Source organism: Cellvibrio sp. UBA7661, assembly GCA_002483365.1.
Taxonomy (GTDB): Bacteria; Pseudomonadota; Gammaproteobacteria; order Pseudomonadales; family Cellvibrionaceae; genus Cellvibrio.
This window is the reverse complement of record DLHT01000014.1, coordinates 76,163-96,575: the sequence shown is the minus strand read 5'-3', so window position 1 is coordinate 96,575 and position 20,413 is coordinate 76,163. Positions and strand designations below refer to the sequence as shown.

The window sequence follows — 20,413 nt, the reverse complement described above, 5'->3', positions numbered from 1 at the left end:
GTTTTATAGAGGTTTATTAGTGATAGTTTTATAGAGGTTTATTAGAAATAGTTTTGTATAGGCCAGAATATTCCCGCATTAAAAAGACGGCTGCCGAAGCAGCCGTAAATTAAGGGATGATTCATGACAAAACAAAAAAGAAACCAATACTTAGAGCTTCCAGGTGAAATCCAGCAAATAGCTGCGGCCGTAGTCATCAAAACGTTTCAGGTTTCCTGAATCGTTATTTTGTGTCAGACGCAGTGGTTCGTTGGTGAGGTTAAACACCTGGAAACGCACGTTGTAATGTTCATTGATTTCATACGCGAGGCTCAGGCCAACACCCAATTCTGCATCCAGCGTGGTCAGGTCATAGCTGTCCCAGCTGAACGCACTGGTGTAAGCCGAGTGATATTTCCACCCCAGACGTGCATCGATACCATAGTTGCTGTACCACAGGTCCAGCGTTGCGGTATCCCTTGCCAGACCGGCCATAGGTAATGGGTTATCTGAAGGCGCAAATTCATAAATATTGGATTCGGCAAACGCGTAGTTGGAATAAATACCAAAGCCTTCAACGGGTAAAAAATCCAATGGCATTTGGAAGGTGACTTCTGCACCACGCACGTATCCGCCATCGCCATTCACTGGCCCGTAAATTTCAAATGTACCTTGTTGGCTGGTGAAGGTGCCCACCGTCGCGTTGCCAATGTAGTTTTCAATATCTTTGTAATACAGGCTCAATGCGGCGAGCGATTCAGACGCAAAATACCATTCATAAGCAACGTCAATTTGGTCGGCAGTGAATGGGTCCAATAACGGGTTGCCTGCGCCGCCAGAACTTCCAGTGTTGATCGCGCTGATATATTGGCCTGCACGCAATTCATCCAGTGGTGGACGTGAGATTGCTTGTGAAACGCCAATGCGCAATTTGCGAGTGTCATCCAAATCCAGGTTCAAGCTGGCGCTTGGCAGGGCTTTGGAGAAATCGTTATCGACATGTTCGCCGTTTAATGCGTAACTTTTGGTGCTGATATCAACCTGACGTACACCGATGTTTGCGTTGTAGTCCAAGCCGCCGAGTTGGCCTTCAAAATCCAGCTTGACGTAAAACGCATCGTTTTGTTCATCGACTTTCCAATAGCGGCTTTCATTGACGGCAGCCGTATCAAACGCAACGCCACCATAGATAAGTTCAGCAGTTTTTGCGTAAGACGGTGCATTCAGGAACGGAATCGTATCGAAAGCGCCGAGCGTATAACTGCTCAGGAAACCTTCGGGGAAGGCGACCGCGATGCCGTTATCAACACTGCGGCTCATGCTGAAATCCGTCCAGATCACTTCTTTCTCGCGGTCAGCAGTGCGCGCACCAAAGCTCAGTGCACGCAAGTGGCCTGCATCCAGATCGCGTTTGATATCAAACTGTGCACTTTGCAATTTGTCTTCCAGCGTTGAACCTTCGTTGGCGTTGCCAATCCAGTTGTAAGACGCTGTTTCTGGTGACAACAGTGGTGAGCCATCGGGTGCAGTGATAGAAGGGCGACCGCGGGTATCGTAACTCCAGGTTTCGGCGTACTGATCCAGATAAATGGCGTTCCAGTAGTTCTCGCGCTCAGCAGTGGAGTGCGATAGATCCACGTCGATTTGCCAGTTGTCAAAACCGGTGTGGCTGAATTTCAAACCTTGGGTAAGGCCACTGTTTTCTTGTTGATACGCGCCGATGACATGGCGGATTTGGCCTTCCCAACCATTAATGGTGGCGGCGACAGCTTTGTCGCCATCCATGACAACATTGCTCAGCAAGTTATCCGGACGGCCATCGGTATTGGTGTCTTCTATCCCCCAACCGCCCCAAGGGCCCGGGTTCAAACCTATATCTTGTGCCCAGGTTTGGTTTTGCTGCTCGTCCATCGCAAATTTGGTGTAGAGCACATCGTATTTCACGTTAAGTGCATCGCTCGCCTGCCACTCAAAGGTGGTCATCACGCCATCGCGGTCGGTATCGAGCTTTTTCACTTCTGCCGCAACACCCCAAGGTGTGTTGCCGGTAGAGCCTTGTCCATCCAGATCCCAATTACCGGTGCTGTAACCCCAGCCTTGCAAAGAGCCGTAGGCATTCTTTTGGGTTTGGGTTGAGGCACCGATCGCGACCGCAAAGGTATCGCTGAATTGATGTACAAATGCACCGCTAAAACGGTTGCCCAGCGGGTTGTAATCCGGAATATCTTCCGCGCTTTCGTTGTGCTGCACACCCACACGCACCGTTGCCACAGGGCCGGTATGTGAAAGGGGAGAAATGGTTTTCAGGTTGATGGTGCCAGCAATACCGCCTTCTACCAGATCGGCAGACTGGGTTTTATAAACTTCCGCGGCCGATACCAATTCAGATGGATACTGTTCATAGCGGATGGCACGGCCAGGCTCAGGGCTTGCGGCTTCGCGGCCATTCACGGTGCCTAACACCATGCGTGGGCCAAGGCCACGGATAGCGGCCTGGCTTTCATTGCCACGGTCGCGTGAGCCATTAATACCAGGCAGACGAACCAGTGCTTCAGCGATGGTAACGGCAGGGGTGGCGTTGATATCATCCATTGCCAAGGCTTCCATCACCTTGGTGTTTTGTTGCTTAACGGCAATCGCCTTCTCTAATGAGGCGCGCATACCGGTTACGACAACTTCCTCAACGGAGTTGTCCGCGGCGGTATCCTGGGCTGATGCCAGCGGCGCTAGCAGGCTAATGGCTAAAAACAGGCTGGTACGGGGAAAGCGGATTAGTGGCGTGTATTTCATATGTCCTCTCTTTATTGATTGTTATATAAATCATATTTATAAGCTATTTTTGCTGAAGGGTTAAGATAAGTCAAGCGCTGCGACTGTATTTGTATGATGAATAAGGAAGGGCATTAAAAAACCCAAAAAATAGGCAGGCCAAATAAGCGGCTGGGGCTCTATACTGGCGCCAGGTGATATCGCTCTACAGATAGCAGCTGCCCGATAGCCTCTATTAATAAATAACGAAAGGATTAGCGTTTCACATGATTATAGTTCCCACCGAAAAGCAGCTGGACTGGCGCAATGCCCCCATCGTTTTGTGCGTCTTGGTGTTGCTTAATGTGATGATTTATTTTTTCTACCAAAGCGGCGATACCAAAAAAATACTTGAATCCATGATGTCGTATCAGGAACAAGGCTTTTTGGAACAAGAGTGGCCGGTATTTGAAAAATATCTGGAACAGCAACAAGAGCAGGATTTGTTGCAACAGTATCGTCGTGAGTATCAGGCCAATCAGGTTGAGCTGATCGTGAGCGATATTTTGATGCGTGAAGAGTTCTACGCGTATCTGCAAAAAAATGCCCGCCAACATTTTTTACCGGATGCTTACGACCAGTGGGCACCTAACCGCGCGTTATTGCATAAGCAAATGCAATCGATCAGTTTTATTGCCAATGGTTTGCGTGCGAGCGATCTGCGATTTTCCAGTTTTATCACACACCAATTTTTGCACGGCGACATTATGCATCTGCTGGGCAATATGTTTTTTCTGATTGTGTGTGGGTTTGCTGTTGAAGCGGCGATTGGCCATTGGCGGTTTTTACTTTTTTATTTGCTCTCGGGTGTGGCGGCGGGTTTTGCACAAGTTGCTTCGGATTGGCAGAGCACAACGCCGTTGGTGGGGGCGTCCGGTGCAATTTCTGGTGTGATGGCAATGTACCTTGCGGTATTTCGTTTAAAGAAGATCGAATTTTTTTATTGGTTTTTCTTTTTGGTGGGTTATTTCCGCGCGCCAGCACTGCTTATTTTGCCATTTTATATCGGCAAGGAAATTTACAGCTATTACACAGATACCGGATCAAACGTTGCCTTTATGGCGCATGCTGGCGGCTTTGCTGCCGGTGCAGTCCTGATCGCACTGGCGTGGTTATTAAACCGCAATATGTTTAATAACGAGTACATTGAAAATGATCAGGGTATAGATCCACAGCAACAGCCGTTGGCAGAGATTTACGAATCAATTGAAAAGCACCGCTTTGATCGCGCGCTAGTATTGGTCGATGAGCTGATGAAGGAGCGTAAAGGTAATTTTGAATTGGCGATGATCCGCTATAACTTGTTAAAAATAACCCGTGGGGAACATTACCACGAGGGAATTATTCATTTGCTGACGGTTCCTTTACTTGCTCCTGAACACATTCGGCAATTAGATAAAGTGTGGAAAGATAATCCGGACGTGCATGGTCTGCTCACCGAGCAAGCGGCGATGAAGTTGGGAATGCAATTCGCAGCCTTGGAAAATCCGCAATCAGCAGAGCAGGTGTTTATCCAATTGCTGGAGCGGGGTTGTAAGAATCCTGCCTTGGTCGTATATGCAGGAAAGCTCGCTGCTGCTTTTCATCGTTTGCGTGACGGCCAGAAAAAATCCCATTACGAGGCGCTGTCGGTACAGCTTGCGCAACAATTGGCACAAGGAGTGTAAAGTGAATTATTGCAAATATCATCCGCTCGATGGCGCTACTTATTCGTGCCCGCAGTGCAATATCCATCAATGCGATCAATGTATTGATGATGAACATAAAAGTGCGCGTTGTTTTGTGTGCGGTTCAGTGCTGGAAAGCCTCGGCTCGGCCAACACAGTGGAACCTTTTTGGCGGCGTTTGCCCGAGGCATTTAAGTATCCGCTTAATTCCGCTTCTATGAGCCTGATTGTTATTACCGCGATTTTGTCGGTAGTGGCAACCTTGATTCCGTTTTTATTTATCCTGGCAATCGTTCTGTATTTGTTTGCTGTGGGTTCGTTAATGAAATACAGCTTTACTTGCCTTGAGCGAACCGCGATGGGTGAAATGAAAGCGCCTGATGTGATAGATGCCTATCAGGGCGGCATTAAATTGCTATTGCAGTTGGTGTTGATGAGTATTGTTTTAGTGGTTGTAGTGGGGGTTAGCTACCATTATTTGGGAATGGCGTTTGGTGGTTTAATCGGCTTTTTGGTTGCGCTTTCGTTACCTGCCATTTTGATTCGCTTTGCGCAAACAGAAAATATGTTGGAGGCGATGAATCCTTTTGCTGCAATCGCACTAATGGCTGCTATTGGTTTGCCCTATGGTTTGTTGATTGCCTTTATGCTCATCATGATGACCTCTGTCGGTGTGTTGCATGAATGGATAGGTGCATTGTTTCCGGCAATGTCTTATTTACTGCAAGCAATTATCTCTAACTATTACACCATCGTGATGTTTCACCTAATGGGCTATATGTTGTTTCAATATCAGGAACAGCTGGGCTACAGCGCGCGTTCGGATGAGGAGGATGAAAAGTCTGAGCGCAGCGATATTGAACGGATGCGCGCAAACATCATGGTGCATCTAAAAGAGGGTGATTACGAACAGGTGGTTACACTTTATTATCAGGCGTTCAAGCGTTTTCCCAATGAGGCCAGTTTCTTTGAGCAGTTTTTTGATCTGTTGTATGTGTGCAAAAAAACGGCGCTAATGGAAGACTACGGGCTGGTGTATCTGGAATTTCTCAGCCGTAAAAAACGTTTTGACAAGCTCACGCCAACCTTTAAACAAATACTATTTTTATCGCCCAATTATTTGCCTGCATCAGCCTCTATGCGGGTGCAATTGGCGCGCTTGTTTAAACAAAATGGCGATTTAAAAATGGCAGTCAGATTGTTGAATGGCATGCATAAACAGTTCGCTGATTTTGACGGCCTGCCGGATGCATATGTGCTGCTGTCAGAAGTGTTGACTGAATTACCCGGTATGCCATTGCAAGCAGAAAAGTGTCGCCAGATGTCAATGCAACTGCAGCGCAAGGCTGATGCAAAAAAACAGGAACTTGAATTACAGCGGCAAGCAAAGATGGCGGCTGAGGTTAAAAATACCACTACCCCAAGCACCAGGCGCGCACCTCCTGTTACCAAATCCAGTGGTTTGACGCTGGAGTTGGTTCCTATGGATTCAGTATTGGATATTGCCGATAAAAGTGAAAAGGCCTGATTACCCGTTGGGTGTAGTTGCGGATATCTGCGTTTGTTGTGCGCCTTGCAATTGGTTAAATGCAATCGCTGCCTGATCTGCACTGGTGATGCGTTTATTCGGATTGGTGTGGATAATTTTTAATATCAGTTTGCTGAGCGTGCGAGGTGTTTTCCGCAATTGCCAACGATTTTTCAAACCCCACCACTCACACTTGGGTGGGGTTCCTGTCAGCATTTGGAACAGGATGGCACCTATTGCATAAACATCAGAGGCAAAAGAGGGCGAGTGGGTGATCGCTTGGCCTGCTGGCTGATACCAATGTGAGTCATCTCCATAGCTATGCGACGGAAAACCAAAATCGCTTAGTTTTAAAGACTGTTTTCCTGCAAATAAAATATTACTGGGGCGCAGGTTGCCATGCGCAATGCCATAGGAATGTGCGCAGGCGAGCGCACTGAAAAGCTGCTGGGCAATGGCTGTGCATTGGTTTGTTTCAATGATCTGGTTAAGCCGTTCTTGTAAATTGCCACAGGGTAGATATTCCATTGCGCTGATGAAAACGCGCAAATTTTTTCCCGTGCCATAAATGCGTGCAATATGTGGATGTTGTATTTGCATTAATTTTTCGGCGTACTGCGGTGCATTGCCTAGATGGTTCACATTTTGTTTTTTAATCACCAAAAACCGTTGATGTTTTGGATCATTGACTAAATAGGTGGCACCGAAAGGATTTTCTTTTAACACATCCAGCAGGGTGTAATTCGGCGGGATGTTGTCGCGGGTGGACTCCGTGCTCCAGCGGTTGTTATGCAGATGTCGCCCCTGCGAAATAATCAATAATTGTTGACGTATTTCATCGACACTGCGAGGGCGCAGCTCAGGGGTGGTTTCAATGCAGCGATTAATTATCGGGCGAAGGGCGTTCGCCATCTGATATTTATCAGCGGCTTGTAATGCATAGGTTTGTTCTGTGGCATATCTGGGCGTTACACCAAAAATAACTTCATGAATAAGCACACCTAGCGAATAAATATCGCTCATGTGGTTGGTGTGCGATGTGCCGTTATATTGTTCGGGAGCCATGTAGGCATCGGTGCCCATGACCATTTCTTTTTCGGCCGCCGGGGTACTTTTGTTCGCAGTAAAATAACCGGCGATACCAAAATCTACTAAATAGGCGCGGCCGTCGTAATCGACTAATACATTGGCGGGTTTGATATCGCGATGCACAATGCCATTGCGGTGCGCATACCCCAGTGCGCTGCACAGTTGGATCAAAACATCCAGTTTGCGAGTGATACTAATATCATCGCGCGGTAAAACGGTTTCTAATGAAACACTTTTAATGTAAGGCATAACAAAGTAGGGCAGTTGTGCGTTATCAATCCCTCTATCAATGATCTGGATAATATTGGGGTGGCTCAATGTGGCAACCAGGAGCGATTCCTGCTCAAATTGTTGTTGGATGATCGGGTCCTGGATCAGGCTGGCATCCAACACTTTAATTGCCACAGGTCGGTCCAGAGATTTTTGTATAGCCAAATACACTTTGGCCATACCGCCTTCACCGATCAGGGTTTTGATGTGATAGCCGGGAATAGATTGCACGCCGAAAACTCTCGCTAATAAGATGGTTGAAGTATAGGTTGTCTTTTCTCTTGCGTATGGCGGTGATTTTTATAAGAGGGTTTTGCGATGAATAATCATGTATTAAAACTGAGTCAATCGTTGGGTGAACAATTGGTGCAGCGCAATTGGCGTATTGCGACGGCGGAATCCTGCACTGGCGGTGGTGTCGCTGCGGCGATTACCGCAATTTCCGGTAGCTCTGCCTGGTTTGAATACGGCATTGTTAGTTACGCCAATGCAGCGAAAGAAAAATTACTCGGGGTATCCAGCGAGACACTCGCGCGCGAAGGTGCAGTCAGTGAGGCAGTGGTAATAGAAATGGCCAGAGGCGCGCTTGCATTGTCGGGTGCGGATATCGCTGTTGCGATCAGTGGTGTTGCAGGGCCAAGCGGCGGCTCTCCCGAAAAGCCGGTTGGCACTGTGTGGTTTGCCTGGGCTCTCGCCACAGGAGCGATTAAAACAGAATTAAAACACTTTCATGGCGATAGGGCGGCTGTGCAGGAGCAAGCAGTGATCTGTGCGCTGCAGGGCATAACCCAATTCCTCTAGTGCTGCTTATTGAAGCAGCACTATATTTGCTTCTGGTAAATAACACTCTGTTTGCAGTAATCCTTTATTGATATTGAATGAGGTTGTCGATACAGCATGATTTTCCTGTTTTATAAATACCGATTGCTGTGTTGTTGCAAAATCCTGGTAATAAATATCGGACTCCTGACAAACGCCACCCGTCATAAAATAAATGCCTTGCTGATCGGCCTTCAATAATTTGCTGTATTCATTAAGGTTTGAAGTGACCCGTTCAAGCATGTCATCCTTCTGGCGTAATGCCCAGAGACCATTTTCACTCACGTATTGGAAATAAATATCGCCATCGAATTCGATCGCAGAACCTACCGCACCAAAGGTCAGTTGTTTTTGATGTTCCCCTTCAATGCGCCATAGGTTTCTGATATCGCTATTTTGTTTTAGCGCGACCAGTTGATGAGTGTCAGGGTAGTAGGCAATGGGCTCTATTTTGGTTTCACCGTTTACTACTAAAGCAGTGTCATCGGTCAACAAGTTGTGGTGGAACACCTGATTGTCGGCATTGAAGATAATGTTTTCACCATCATCCGACCATATGATGACATCAACTTTTTTGGGTATAGGTTGTTGCGTGAGTTGCCGTTCTTGTCCATTTTCTACCAGCCATAAATGGATTTGGTTGTTGCGTACGGATGCGTAAACGATTTTATCGCCGTTGGGAGAAAAACTGGCGGCATAGTTAAAGTCTGTGTTTTCTGTCAGTTGTTTTTTAGTGCCGTCCAATCCAGCCAGTAAAATATTGGAGCTGCGTTTTTCTTCTGTATAAAAAATGCCCTTGCCGTCTGCACTGTAATGTGGGCGTGAGAAAATTTTATCTTTGCTATCGGTTAGTGGAATAGCCACTTGCTTTCCATTTAAATAAACGGCGATCAATTTACGCTCCGCTTCGGCATATGCCAGTACACCGCTTCCATCGGGAATCCAACTGATATCAACAGAGGTAACGTCCAATTGGGTGCGATTCATGCGCTGCTGGTACTCATCTAAAAAATCAATCTGGATTTTGTTCTTATGCAAGCTTGCAAGAGCGGTTTTTTGGTTGAGCACAGCACTGGCAACAGGATTGATCGCACCTTCATATTCATCCAGCAATTTTAGTTGTTGGTTGGCAAGGGAATAGCGATAGCGGCCATTGCCAGCGTTAGGGCCTTGTTTGGCAACAATCTCAAGTGTGCTTTCATCCCACCAGGTCACACTAAAAATATGCCCTTGCCATTGACTGAGTTGCTGTTTTTCCAATAGCCGTTCATGTGCAAGATCCAACGTGAAAATATGAAACGAATAAAGATAATTGGGCGGTTGATAAAATTGCCTGCCCAAAGGCAATCCATCGCGATGTTTTATCTCAATCGCTACCAAATTATTACCGTCAGGAGACCAGGCTAACTTAAACCAATTTCCATCACTGGTGGCTACACGCCAATCCTTACCGGCCGCGTTTCGGATAATAATTTCACTTTCGGTTGTGTTCCTGGCCGCATCTTGTGTATTGGTGGTTCGTTTTTCGCGGATATAGGCAATATGCTGGTTATCCGGGTGCGGCGTTGCACTTTGTTCGTGCCCGGTTTCATTGGTGTAACCTCGCGCTGATTGGAAAACAGTTTTGTGGTTACTGGGTAAGTAAAGGGTATGCCAATGGACAGTGTTATAAACAATGCCCAGTGATACCAGTATGAGGGTTGTCAAAATTGCCGCACGCCATTTGCGCAAACCCTTGATGGGAGTGGGTTGATGTTCTGCTGTAGTAGAGAGATTTACTTCATCGGGTAACGGTTGGATAAGAAATTGCGGTGCTATCATCAATTGATAGCCTCGCTTTGAATAATGCGCAATTAATTCCTGATCGCCCATTAATTCACTGAATGCACTGCGAAGCGCGTTGATACTTTTCTGTACCGAGCCGTGTGTAACGACACGGCCTTGCCACAGGCGTTCGATCAGCTCTTCGTTGCTGATAACACGATTTTGGTTACACGCAAGGTAATGGAGTACCGCCATTGCCTTGGGTTGCAGTTTGAGGCTTTTAGTGGGCGTCCAGAGTGTGTTGTGAGAAGGCGATACTTTCACCTCTCCCAGCATAAAACCGGTTTCTTGATGAGCATTCATTTTAACCAGGAGCCTTTCGCGGTCAGCATGGGTATACCTTTTTTGGTAAGTTTTTCTTATTGGTCTGTTTGGGTATAGCGCCCTTGGTAAGCTGCGGCTATGGGTGTAATTTTGCAAGAAATACGTCGGCGAACACAAGTAAAGTATCTGTTTGCCCTGTTTCTATGTTGTTGATTTATAAGTGGAAAAATTTGGTAAGCAAAAGGTAAGCATGAAGTTTTTGGATGGTCAGTGTTTTCATCGCCCTTTGCAATATAGTCAATCCATACACAGCGCTTGATGTATCGGCGAGTGTTATTTTGCATCACATTCACAAGACATATCTATACGGGGTAATGTTATGAAACATTCATCTATTACATGTTCGCTGGGAAAAATGACATCGCTGGCTTCGCTGCTGTTGGGGGCTGCGCTCTTGCACCCATTATCTGCGGTTGCTGAGTCTGCTGCGCCTAATGCCAAAGAGCCTTTGGTGTATATCAACCAAAATATTGGTTTTAATGTAAAAGGCTACAAATACAAGCAGTCAGAGTTTCCTTGCAATATAGACAAGGTATTGGTTAAGAATTTGGTTGAACAGGCAGATAAAGACGGTATACGGCTTGAGCCGGTAAGTACCGCGGACAAAATTATGAACGGTGTAGTGCCGGTAGTGGCGATTGATATTGAACAACTGGTGTTGGGTGATGGCAGACGTCAATTCGGAACTAAACAAACCAGCACGCTTCCCAAAATACAAGTGACCGCTGCGGTAATCAAGGGAAAGGACGATATGGTCACAGCGAAACACACGTGCGCCATTATGACCTTAAATGAATTTACGCCATCGACCGACATATTGGATATGGGTAATACCGGTGCGACAGTGTGTTCTGCAGCGCGTAAATGCCTGAAAGACCTGAGCAAAGATGTTATCGAGTGGGTAGCCCCCCAGGTTAAGTAGGTTAGTAGGTTAGTAGGTTAGTAGGTTAGTAGGTTAGTAGGTTAGTAGGTTAGTAGGTTAAAAGTTAAGGAAGCTAAAAATTAAGTAGATTAAATCGCTACAAAAAAACGCCGGAGCAGTTCAATGATGCTCCGGCGTTTTTATTGATAGACAAAACAACAGTGGAATCTGTACTTATTGAATCCGGATTGGAATGTAAGTCATGTTGTTGTCGCCATTGGTTTCGGAGATTGCATTGTTTTCATCGATGACAATGCCGAGCCAATAATTTTTCCCAACAGTCAAATCGCTCGGGATATACACAGGAATGGTAGTGGTGTGCACATCATCCGGGCTGAGTGAACCGAAAGTACCGCCAGCAATTCTTCTATCGCTTGTGCTGATAAAATCATTGGTAGAAATGTAAATACCAAACGCAATATTGTTGTGTGTGGTTTTGCCATTATTTTCCAGCGTAAATTCCGGACGTACTGTAGTACCGCGAGTGACACGGAAGCCTGGCTCACCTGCAATCGTGATAGGTGTCAGGTTTGCCGTATTGGCATTGTTGCGAATGCGCACGCGGCCATGGCTTGAATATTCACCATCAGCACCGGTACGACGCCAGTGTGCGACTGACACATCATTGAACGTGCCTGATTGGTTGCCGTACAACACGCGCGAACCATGCGAAGCATCCTCGCCAAAATAAATATTGGCTGTGGTGCCGTTAGTATGGTGATGACGCCATGAATCGCCCATCACATTGTATTCCCAGTTCACGTGCATCAAACCCAGAAAGTGCCCGGCCTCGTGCGTAATAACAGAATCAATCGGGCGCGCAGAGCCGGTGTAAGTAAAGTTGGATGATTTAGCAGTAGAACTGGTCCAGGTGCGATCAGAATCCAACACAATATCCACTTCATCCAAACCGTAGTGCCAACCGAAAAACCAATAGCAGTGGTAATTCATTTGCGCTACACCTGGTGGCGAAATGTTTTTTGCATAAATTTCATTCTGACCATTGCCTCTGCTTACACCACCGGTTTCGGTTGTTGCATTAATCACAAAAGGAGATGGGTTTGCATTGGTTGCATTGATGCCGCGTTGTACAGCAGTCAGATTGCTACCGCTAAAGCTGGTCGTATTGATGCGCGCTGTGGTGGAGTTGCCGCCCCAACGTAGTTTTTTGCCGCTATCGCCATCGCACTCAAGCCATGATGCGCTCAGCGCGGGTTGTGCAAGTAGCGCCATTACTGAAGCAATTAAAAAAGTAAACCGTAACATGATACGTCTCCCTATATTACTTGACGGTTAATGAAGAGGTTGCAGTGGTTCTGTCCAAAGAGCCATCGGTTTGGCCGCGGTATTTCAATTCTTCCGCGCTGGGTTTTGGCTCTGTGATAGCTAATTCCTTTATCGCAACGGCTACAGGAGGTTTCACTGTGAAGGGGAGTTTTGGATTGGCTAAAACCACGCGGCTTTGTGGTTGGCCAAGTTCTGCATTGAAGTGTTCGATCAACGCAAAAAACTCGTCCGTAATTAACGGCTCGCGATACTTATTGATCACTTCCGCAGGCGCTTCGCCAGTGTAGTCATCCGCCTTGGTGTAGCCTTCCACATTCATGTTGATGTGATACAAAGAAGGCGCTTCGGTTTCATACTTTTTGCGCAGCTCTTCCAGTCCCTTGCTATCGATTTTATTGGCTTCAATCCAGCGTGCGGCGTCGGGCTGTTTAATCACCATGTCAAAAGCAGGGCGTGGCATTTCCATTGTGTTCACCTCAAAGCGTGGTTTACCGCCAAACTCCAACGCTTTTTCTGCGGCAATTAATGGGACACCAAAGCCGCTGTAAATGCGATCATCAAGAACACGGAAGCGACCTTCAACACAATTCACCAATTGGCAGTCGGCAGGCTCGCCACCTGGAATGAACAGCACATCCGTTTCACCGCGTGCAAATGTGGGTGCTGTGGTTTCGGTGTAAGCGCCACCGCTGCCATCGGCTCCACCGGGAATGCGCAGAACAACTTTTTCAGGTAGATAACCGCGGAATACCTTGCCAATTTCGTAGGTAACGAACGTATGGGGTACACCTTTGGGCTCTTCACGGGTTGGCTCTGAATTACGGTATTGGATATCAACCACTTTGCCGTAAGCTACAGCAGCGCTTTGTGCGACCAGTTCACGTAGGCCGCCAGCATCGGCATCGGCTGCACCATGAGCCATGAGTGTTTGGCTGGATAAGAGAAGAGAACAGGCTGTTGTCAGCCCTAATAATAATTGCGGCTTCATAACGAAACTCCTTCTAGTGATTAACAAGGCTTGCACGGAAATACTTGGCAAGTTCTGCTGGGGAACATTGAGTATCCTTAATGTTCCTGGACTTAGATTAAGGAAGGCCTAAGCATGCCGCGAGGAAATAATCCCTTGGTATTTTGGTAATATTTCACAGCAAAACAGGTCAATCAAAAGCGCCAGAGTTGTGTTATCTGCATATTGTGTGAACTGGCAAGAAAAATACTGTATAAAAGGCTAGTACTGTTTGCGTATACAGGTTTTTGTTGTATGCTACTCCCAATGGTGTGATTTCGGTGTTGTCCGTAAGATCGCCTGGAGTTTGCAGACGGCAGCTCCATAAAACCCATAAAAATTGTCAGATAACGTGTTTCTTTATATATGTTGAGGTGTCAGATGGATGCGAACAAAGAAAAAGCGCTACAGGCCGCGCTAAGCCAAATCGAGCGTCAATTTGGTAAAGGTACTGTCATGCGCATGGGCGACAAAGAGCAGGTTGCTATTCCTGCGATTTCCACTGGTTCTCTCGGGCTTGATGTAGCCTTGGGGATTGGCGGGTTGCCTAAAGGGCGAATTATTGAAATCTATGGTCCTGAATCTTCTGGTAAAACCACTCTGACTTTACAGGTTATCGCCGAAGCACAGCGTGCAGGTGGCACTTGTGCCTTTATCGATGCGGAACATGCTCTCGATCCTATCTATGCCACGAAACTGGGTGTCAACGTAGAAGACCTGATTGTTTCCCAGCCTGATACTGGTGAGCAGGCATTGGAAGTCACTGACATGCTGGTGCGCTCTGGTGCAGTCGATGTTCTGGTGGTTGACTCGGTAGCTGCACTCACACCGCGTGCTGAAATCGAAGGTGAAATGGGCGACCACCATGTGGGCCTGCAGGCGCGCTTGATGTCCCAAGCACTGCGTAAGATCACAGGCAACATTAAAAACGCCAATTGCTTGGTTATCTTTATCAACCAGATCCGTATGAAAATTGGCGTAATGTTTGGCAACCCGGAGACAACCACAGGCGGAAATGCGCTTAAATTTTATGCTTCAGTACGTCTGGATATTCGTCGTACTGGCGCTGTCAAAGAAGGTGAGGAAGTGATTGGTTCTGAAACACGCGTCAAAGTGGTGAAGAACAAAGTTGCTCCACCGTTCAAACAAGCCGAATTTCAGATCCTTTATGGTTCAGGCATCAATCGAATGGGGGAGATCGTTGATTACGGCGTGAAGCTTGGCTTAATCGATAAGTCAGGTGCTTGGTATGCTTATCAAGGCAACAAAATAGGTCAAGGTAAGAACAATGTAATGAAGTTTTTGCAGGAAAACCCTGTGCTTGCACAAGAGCTTGAACAGAAGGTGCGGGCAGAGCTTTTGGCTACTCCTGCATTGTCATTGAGCCCGGGTAGTTCTGATGTGACAGACGATGTTGAAATCTGATGTTCATTGAAAAGCTTTGCCTTTCTTCAAAAGGCAAAGCTTCTGCCAAGGTTGGCGGCGCTTGCATCCTGAATCACTGCTCACTATGCTGCATTACAGTGTTTAAATTTTAAAGTTGCGCAAAATCAGGTGGATAAATACCTAAGTTAAAGTTATATCCAGATTTTGGGCAATTGTCTAAGCAGCCGAGATTTAGTCGAGTAGATGGGGGTAATTATGAAACGTTTAGGTTTATTGCTGGTGGCTATATCAGTACTAGTTGGTTGTACTAGTAAGCCTTATGTAGAAACAGATCATTTGGCTGATTTTGATTTTTCAGCCTTGAAAACCTTCAGCGTTGCCGAGACTAAACAAGATACTAAAGAGAGTATTTTGATCTCTCCGTTTACTCTCAGTCATATCCATTCTGCACTGGAGGCTGAGCTGGGAAGACGCTATCAGTCAGCAGCAGTAGGAGCAAAGCCTGATTTTGTGGTGAGTTACCATGTGGTGATCGAAGAGAAGATTGATCCTCGTAGTTACGATGATCTTTACGGCTTTGGTTATTACGGGCGAGGCTATCGTTATTCGCGCCCCCCTTTCTATGGCGTGAACACTGGTGTACGGGTCTATAATCAGGGTAGTTTGATTATCGATATCGTTGATGCAAAAACCGATAAGCCCATTTGGAGAGGTGTTTCGGAAAAGCGTTTGAGCCGCAGTATGGCTCCTCAGCAACAACGAGAAGTGCTTAGTCGAACGGTTACAGAGGTGCTTGCCCAGTTTCCCCCTGTTAATTAATTACTAATTAAGAGTAAACGGCTGCTTATGCAGCCTTTTTTTTGGCGAAAAAATTGATGTCAAAAAATGAAATAAGTGCTGCTGATGTTCGCCTTGGTGCTATGAATTTCCTGGCATTGAGGGAGCATTCCATTAAAGAGTTAACGGACAAGTTAGTCCGCAAATATGGGCAGAGCGAGCATATAGAAAAAGCGATTGCCGAGCTTGCCGAGCAGGGGTTGCAATCTGACGAGCGCTTTGCGGAAGCTTTTATCCGTATGCGCCAACGCCAGGGTAAGGGAAGTTCCTTAATTAAAATGGAGTTGCGTGAGCGTGGCATTTCCTCATGTCTGGTTGATACGCTGATTGATGAGCGGGATACCATGTGGACTAAATTGGCGCGGGAAGTACGGAGCAAGCGTTTTACTGAGCTTCCAGCAGGCGCACGTGAAAAAGCCAAACAAATGCGTTTTCTTCATTCCAGGGGATTTGCCAGCCATCATATTCAGGCTGCTTTCAGTGGTTTATTCGATAATAGTTAATGGGCGTCTTACTGAGAGCAACCTTTCTAGATCAATCACTTAATTCATTCCCTCATCTTATTGTGGCTACCTTTTCATTGAGCCGAAAGTGGGTTTCTGTTACTCTGGCGCCCCGTCCTGAACGATAAATACCTTTACCCTCCTATTGGGTTACGAATCAGGTATTTATCTCCAATCCGCTCCGCATTTTCACAGTAATCAGGTTTTACATGACGCGCTATATATTCGTAACTGGTGGTGTTGTTTCTTCATTGGGCAAAGGCATAGCTTCAGCCTCCTTGGCAGCTATTCTTGAGGCTCGTGGTTTGAAAGTGACCATCATGAAGTTGGATCCCTACATTAACGTAGACCCCGGCACCATGAGCCCATTTCAGCATGGTGAGGTTTTTGTGACCGAAGATGGCGCAGAAACAGATCTTGATTTGGGGCATTACGAGCGTTTCATTCGCACTAAAATGACTCGGCGTAATAATTTTACGACTGGGCGTGTGTATGAAACTGTACTGCGCAAAGAGCGTCGCGGGGATTATCTAGGGGGTACTGTACAGGTTATCCCCCATATTACTGATGAAATCAAACGTCGAATCCTGGAAGGCGGGCGCGATGTAGATGTAGCATTGGTGGAGATTGGTGGGACTGTGGGTGACATAGAATCCCAGCCATTTCTGGAGGCTGTGCGCCAGCTAAAAGTAGAAATGGGATCTCGTGCATTACTGATGCATTTGACCTTGGTTCCCTATATTGCAACTGCCGGTGAAACAAAAACCAAACCGACCCAGCACTCGGTAAAGGAGCTGCGCTCTATTGGCTTACAGCCTGATATTCTGCTTTGTCGTTCCGAAAAAATGGTAGATGAAGATTCACGCCGCAAAATTGCACTGTTCACGAATGTGGCCGAGCGAGCAGTAGTGCCGCTACCCGATGCAGACACTATTTATTCTATCCCTCGTTTATTGCAAAGCTTCGGCCTTGATCAAATTGTTGTTGAATTATTAGGCTTGCAATGCTGTGAAGCTGACTTGAGAGAATGGGATAAAGTGGTAGAAGGCAAACTGAATCCTGTAAATTCGGTAACGATTTCCATGGTAGGTAAATACATGGAACTGCTGGATGCATATAAATCCCTGATTGAAGCGCTAATCCATGCAGGTATTCACACTAGTACCAAAGTTAATATTAATTACATCGATGCTGAGCGAGTTGAACAGGAAGGCGTTGGTATTTTGAAAGATGCTGATGCTATTTTGGTTCCAGGTGGATTTGGTGAACGTGGTGTCGAAGGCAAGTTAATGGCTGTGCAATATGCGCGTGAAAACAAAGTCCCTTATCTAGGAATTTGTTTGGGTATGCAATCGGTTGTGATTGAATTTGCACGTAATGTACTTGGATTGAAAGGAGCGAATTCAACAGAGTTCGATCGTAATTCTCCACATCCTGTCATTGGCTTGATTACTGAATGGATTACTTCTGATGGTGAAGTAGAAAAGCGTGATGAGTCATCTGATCTTGGCGGTACAATGCGTTTAGGTGCGCAAGAATGCCGTTTGGTTTCAGGTTCAAAGGCGCGTGACATTTATGGCGCAGATGTAATCGTTGAGCGTCATCGCCACCGCTATGAAGTAAACAACAACTATGTTGATCAATTACAAAAAGCAGGCTTGAAAATTGGTGGTTGGTCTGCCGATGATACATTGGTAGAAATGGTAGAAATCCAGGATCATCCATGGTTTGTTGCTTGCCAGTTCCATCCAGAGTTTACATCTACTCCACGTGATGGCCATCCACTCTTTATTGCGTTTGTGAAAGCAGCGTTGGTAAATAAAAAATAATCTCGCTAGGGCGCAATAAATGCGCCCTAATTTTTTTGCAGTTTTTTTTGATCAAAAAAGGAACTCATGTGTCACAACAAATCGTAAATATTGATAAGGTTCAAGTCGGTAATTCATTGCCATTTGTATTATTTGGCGGAATGAATGTGCTTGAATCGCGCGATATGGCTCTGCAAGTTGCAGAAGCCTATGTACAGGTCACACAAAAACTTGGAATTCCCTACGTTTTCAAAGCTTCTTTTGATAAAGCCAACCGATCTTCCATTTACTCTTATCGCGGTCCAGGAATGGAAGAAGGCTTAAAGATTTTTCAAGAAATCAAACAAACCTTTGGTGTTCCTGTTATTACCGATGTGCATGAAATCTATCAATGTCAGCCAGTAGCAGAGGTATGTGATGTTATCCAGCTGCCAGCGTTTCTGGCTCGCCAGACTGATTTGGTTGTTGCTATGGCCAAAACCAATGCTGTTATCAACATCAAAAAGCCGCAATTTCTCAGCCCGGGGCAGATGAAAAATATCGTAGAAAAGTTTGCTGAATGCGGTAATGAAAAAATAATTCTATGCGATCGTGGTACTAACTTTGGGTATGACAATCTTGTAGTGGACATGCTCGGTTTCCGTACTATGCGTGAGGTTAGTGGTAATGCTCCGGTTATTTTCGATGTAACCCATTCTCTGCAGTGTCGTGATCCAATGGGCGCTGCTTCAAGCGGGCGTCGTCATCAAGTTGCTGAGTTGGCGCGTGCAGGTATGGCAGTGGGTTTGGCAGGATTGTTTTTGGAGGCGCATCCAGATCCAAATAAAGCCAAATGTGATGGTCCCAGTGCGTTACCCTTAGATAAGCTTGAACCTTTCTTACTGCAAATGAAAACAATTGATGATGTAGTAAAAAATTTACCGCCTTTGGATATTCAGTAATAAGTGAATATCAAACGCAGATTAGACATTAACTCATTTTTGTAGAAACACACTCTGGAGAAAACGAATGACTAAGATTGTTGACATCAAAGCTTTTGAAATTCTGGATAGCCGTGGCAATCCAACTGTATTGGCCGAAGTTATTCTGGAAGATGGTTCCGTAGGTTCAGCCGCCGCCCCTTCAGGCGCCTCTACCGGTTCACGCGAAGCATTGGAGTTGCGCGATGGCGACAAATCACGTTATCTGGGTAAAGGTGTATTGAAGGCAGTTAATAACATCAATACAACAATTAAAAATTTATTAGTAGGTTTTGATGCATTGGATCAGCGTGCACTCGACAACGCGATGATCAAAGCTGATGGGACGGACTTTAAAACTGTATTGGGTGCTAACGCCATTCTTGCTGTTTCTCTGGCAAACGCCAAAGCGGCCGCAATCTCTAAAAAAGTACCTCTGTACGCACATATCGCAGATCTGAACGGTACTCCGGGCAAATACTCTATGCCCGTACCAATGATGAATATTATCAACGGTGGTGAGCACGCTGATAACAATGTAGATATTCAAGAGTTTATGGTTCAGCCAGTAGGTGCTAAAACCTTCGCTGAGGCTCTGCGTGTTGGCGCTGAAATTTTTCACAGCTTGAAAAAAATTCTGCATGACAAAGGCTTGAATACGGCGGTAGGTGACGAAGGTGGTTTTGCACCAAACTTGCCATCTAACGAAGATGCTCTGAAAGTGATCGCTGAAGCGGTAGAAAAAGCGGGTTACAAATTGGGCGAGAATGTAACTTTGGCTCTTGACTGTGCTTCTTCTGAATTCTACAAAGATGGTAAATATGATTTGGCTGGTGAAGGTCGCGTATTTACTACAAATGAATTCTCCGATTACCTTGCTGATTTGGCTGCTAAATATCCAATCATTTCGATTGAAGATGGTAAAGATGAAAGTGACTGGGCTGGTTGGGCTGACTTAACCCAAAAAATTGGCCATAAAATCCAATTGGTTGGTGATGACTTGTTCGTAACCAATACCAAAATTTTGAAAGAAGGGATTGATAAAAAGATTGCTAACTCTATTTTGATCAAGTTCAATCAAATCGGTTCTCTGTCCGAAACTCTTGATGCGATTAAAATGGCGCAAGATGCGGGTTACACTGCGGTTATTTCTCACCGTTCGGGCGAAACTGAAGACACTACCATCGCTGATTTGGCTGTTGCTACAGCAGCTGGTCAGATTAAAACAGGTTCGTTGTGCCGTTCAGACCGTGTGTCCAAGTACAACCGTTTGTTGCGTATCGAAGCAGAGTTAGGTGCAGCTGCTTCCTACAAAGGCCGTGCTGAGTTTAAGGCGTAAGCTAAGTGAAAAACAAAGGCCGATACGTCGGCCTTTGTTTTTTGATAGTAATAAAAAC

15 protein-coding genes are annotated in these 20,413 nt (G+C 46.0%); 10 read left to right on the top strand and 5 right to left on the bottom strand.

Going from position 1 to position 20,413, the window contains the following annotated elements; all coding sequences use genetic code 11:
* Positions 1-150: 150 nt before the first annotated feature.
* Positions 151-2,769: a TonB-dependent receptor gene (locus B2739_RS12035; RefSeq protein WP_331346099.1), complete on the bottom strand. Its 2,619-nt coding sequence runs from the start codon at positions 2,767-2,769 to the stop codon at positions 151-153.
* A gap of 245 nt (positions 2,770-3,014) precedes the next feature.
* Here B2739_RS12035 and B2739_RS12030 point away from each other — a divergent pair, with 245 nt between their 5' ends.
* Positions 3,015-4,454 carry a rhomboid family intramembrane serine protease gene (locus B2739_RS12030; RefSeq protein WP_331346098.1) on the top strand — a complete coding sequence of 480 codons (1,440 nt, stop codon included), beginning with the start codon at positions 3,015-3,017 and terminating at the stop codon, positions 4,452-4,454.
* Between the two features lies 1 nt (position 4,455).
* The gene (locus tag B2739_RS12025) at positions 4,456-5,982 is read left to right on the top strand and encodes a DUF4013 domain-containing protein (protein ID WP_331346097.1); all 1,527 of its coding nucleotides are present in this window, start codon (positions 4,456-4,458) and stop codon (positions 5,980-5,982) included.
* Here the strand turns inward: B2739_RS12025 and B2739_RS12020 are convergent, their stop codons facing one another.
* Positions 5,983-7,572 (bottom strand): protein kinase domain-containing protein, encoded by a 1,590-nt coding sequence (locus B2739_RS12020; RefSeq protein ID WP_331346096.1) that lies wholly within the window; start codon positions 7,570-7,572, stop codon positions 5,983-5,985. It lies immediately after the preceding gene.
* 87 nt (positions 7,573-7,659) lie between these two features.
* Between B2739_RS12020 and B2739_RS12015 the strand changes: the two genes are divergently transcribed.
* Positions 7,660-8,142, top strand: a complete 483-nt coding sequence (locus B2739_RS12015) for a nicotinamide-nucleotide amidohydrolase family protein (protein WP_331346095.1) — start codon at positions 7,660-7,662, stop codon at positions 8,140-8,142.
* A gap of 6 nt (positions 8,143-8,148) precedes the next feature.
* Here B2739_RS12015 and B2739_RS12010 read toward each other — a convergent pair whose 3' ends face one another.
* Complete coding sequence (locus B2739_RS12010; RefSeq protein ID WP_331346094.1) at positions 8,149-10,287, bottom strand: winged helix-turn-helix domain-containing protein; 2,139 nt, start codon at positions 10,285-10,287, stop codon at positions 8,149-8,151.
* A gap of 340 nt (positions 10,288-10,627) precedes the next feature.
* Between B2739_RS12010 and B2739_RS12005 the strand changes: the two genes are divergently transcribed.
* Positions 10,628-11,230, top strand: a complete 603-nt coding sequence (locus B2739_RS12005; protein WP_331346093.1) for a hypothetical protein — start codon at positions 10,628-10,630, stop codon at positions 11,228-11,230.
* Between the two features lie 174 nt (positions 11,231-11,404).
* Here the strand turns inward: B2739_RS12005 and B2739_RS12000 are convergent, their stop codons facing one another.
* The gene (locus B2739_RS12000; protein ID WP_331346092.1) at positions 11,405-12,496 is read right to left on the bottom strand and encodes a CARDB domain-containing protein; all 1,092 of its coding nucleotides are present in this window, start codon (positions 12,494-12,496) and stop codon (positions 11,405-11,407) included.
* 16 nt (positions 12,497-12,512) lie between these two features.
* Positions 12,513-13,505, bottom strand: a complete 993-nt coding sequence (locus B2739_RS11995; protein ID WP_331346091.1) for a hypothetical protein — start codon at positions 13,503-13,505, stop codon at positions 12,513-12,515.
* 399 nt (positions 13,506-13,904) lie between these two features.
* Between B2739_RS11995 and recA the strand changes: the two genes are divergently transcribed.
* From recA to eno, 6 genes are all read left to right on the top strand, one after another.
* Positions 13,905-14,948, top strand: coding sequence for a recombinase RecA (recA, locus tag B2739_RS11990; protein ID WP_331346090.1), 1,044 nt, complete (start codon positions 13,905-13,907; stop codon positions 14,946-14,948).
* Positions 14,949-15,164: 216 nt separating this feature from the next.
* Complete coding sequence (locus tag B2739_RS11985; protein ID WP_331346089.1) at positions 15,165-15,728, top strand: DUF4136 domain-containing protein; 564 nt, start codon at positions 15,165-15,167, stop codon at positions 15,726-15,728.
* Between the two features lie 56 nt (positions 15,729-15,784).
* Entirely contained in the window at positions 15,785-16,249 is a 465-nt protein-coding gene (locus B2739_RS11980) for a regulatory protein RecX (RefSeq protein ID WP_331346088.1), read from the top strand.
* Positions 16,250-16,458: 209 nt separating this feature from the next.
* A complete protein-coding gene (locus B2739_RS11975; RefSeq protein WP_331346087.1) occupies positions 16,459-18,078 on the top strand; it encodes a CTP synthase in 1,620 nt (539 codons plus the stop codon).
* 68 nt (positions 18,079-18,146) lie between these two features.
* The gene (gene kdsA, locus B2739_RS11970; protein WP_331346119.1) at positions 18,147-18,998 is read left to right on the top strand and encodes a 3-deoxy-8-phosphooctulonate synthase; all 852 of its coding nucleotides are present in this window, start codon (positions 18,147-18,149) and stop codon (positions 18,996-18,998) included.
* A 67-nt stretch (positions 18,999-19,065) separates the two neighbouring features.
* Positions 19,066-20,355 (top strand): phosphopyruvate hydratase, encoded by a 1,290-nt coding sequence (gene eno, locus B2739_RS11965; RefSeq protein WP_331346086.1) that lies wholly within the window; start codon positions 19,066-19,068, stop codon positions 20,353-20,355.
* Positions 20,356-20,413: the final 58 nt, after the last annotated feature.

What these genes read in the sequence shown, in the direction of transcription:
- B2739_RS11980 (WP_331346088.1), top strand. Translation starts at nt 15,785, where the DNA reads ATGTCAAAAAATGAAATAAGTGCTGCTGATGTTCGCCTTGGTGCTATG.
- B2739_RS12000 (WP_331346092.1), bottom strand. Translation starts at nt 12,496, where the DNA reads ATGTTACGGTTTACTTTTTTAATTGCTTCAGTAATGGCGCTACTTGCA.
- B2739_RS12005 (WP_331346093.1), top strand. Translation starts at nt 10,628, where the DNA reads ATGAAACATTCATCTATTACATGTTCGCTGGGAAAAATGACATCGCTG.
- B2739_RS12015 (WP_331346095.1), top strand. Translation starts at nt 7,660, where the DNA reads ATGAATAATCATGTATTAAAACTGAGTCAATCGTTGGGTGAACAATTG.
- B2739_RS11985 (WP_331346089.1), top strand. Translation starts at nt 15,165, where the DNA reads ATGAAACGTTTAGGTTTATTGCTGGTGGCTATATCAGTACTAGTTGGT.
- B2739_RS12035 (WP_331346099.1), bottom strand. Translation starts at nt 2,769, where the DNA reads ATGAAATACACGCCACTAATCCGCTTTCCCCGTACCAGCCTGTTTTTA.
- B2739_RS12010 (WP_331346094.1), bottom strand. Translation starts at nt 10,287, where the DNA reads ATGAATGCTCATCAAGAAACCGGTTTTATGCTGGGAGAGGTGAAAGTA.
- B2739_RS11975 (WP_331346087.1), top strand. Translation starts at nt 16,459, where the DNA reads ATGACGCGCTATATATTCGTAACTGGTGGTGTTGTTTCTTCATTGGGC.
- recA (WP_331346090.1), top strand. Translation starts at nt 13,905, where the DNA reads ATGGATGCGAACAAAGAAAAAGCGCTACAGGCCGCGCTAAGCCAAATC.
- B2739_RS12030 (WP_331346098.1), top strand. Translation starts at nt 3,015, where the DNA reads ATGATTATAGTTCCCACCGAAAAGCAGCTGGACTGGCGCAATGCCCCC.
- eno (WP_331346086.1), top strand. Translation starts at nt 19,066, where the DNA reads ATGACTAAGATTGTTGACATCAAAGCTTTTGAAATTCTGGATAGCCGT.
- B2739_RS11995 (WP_331346091.1), bottom strand. Translation starts at nt 13,505, where the DNA reads ATGAAGCCGCAATTATTATTAGGGCTGACAACAGCCTGTTCTCTTCTC.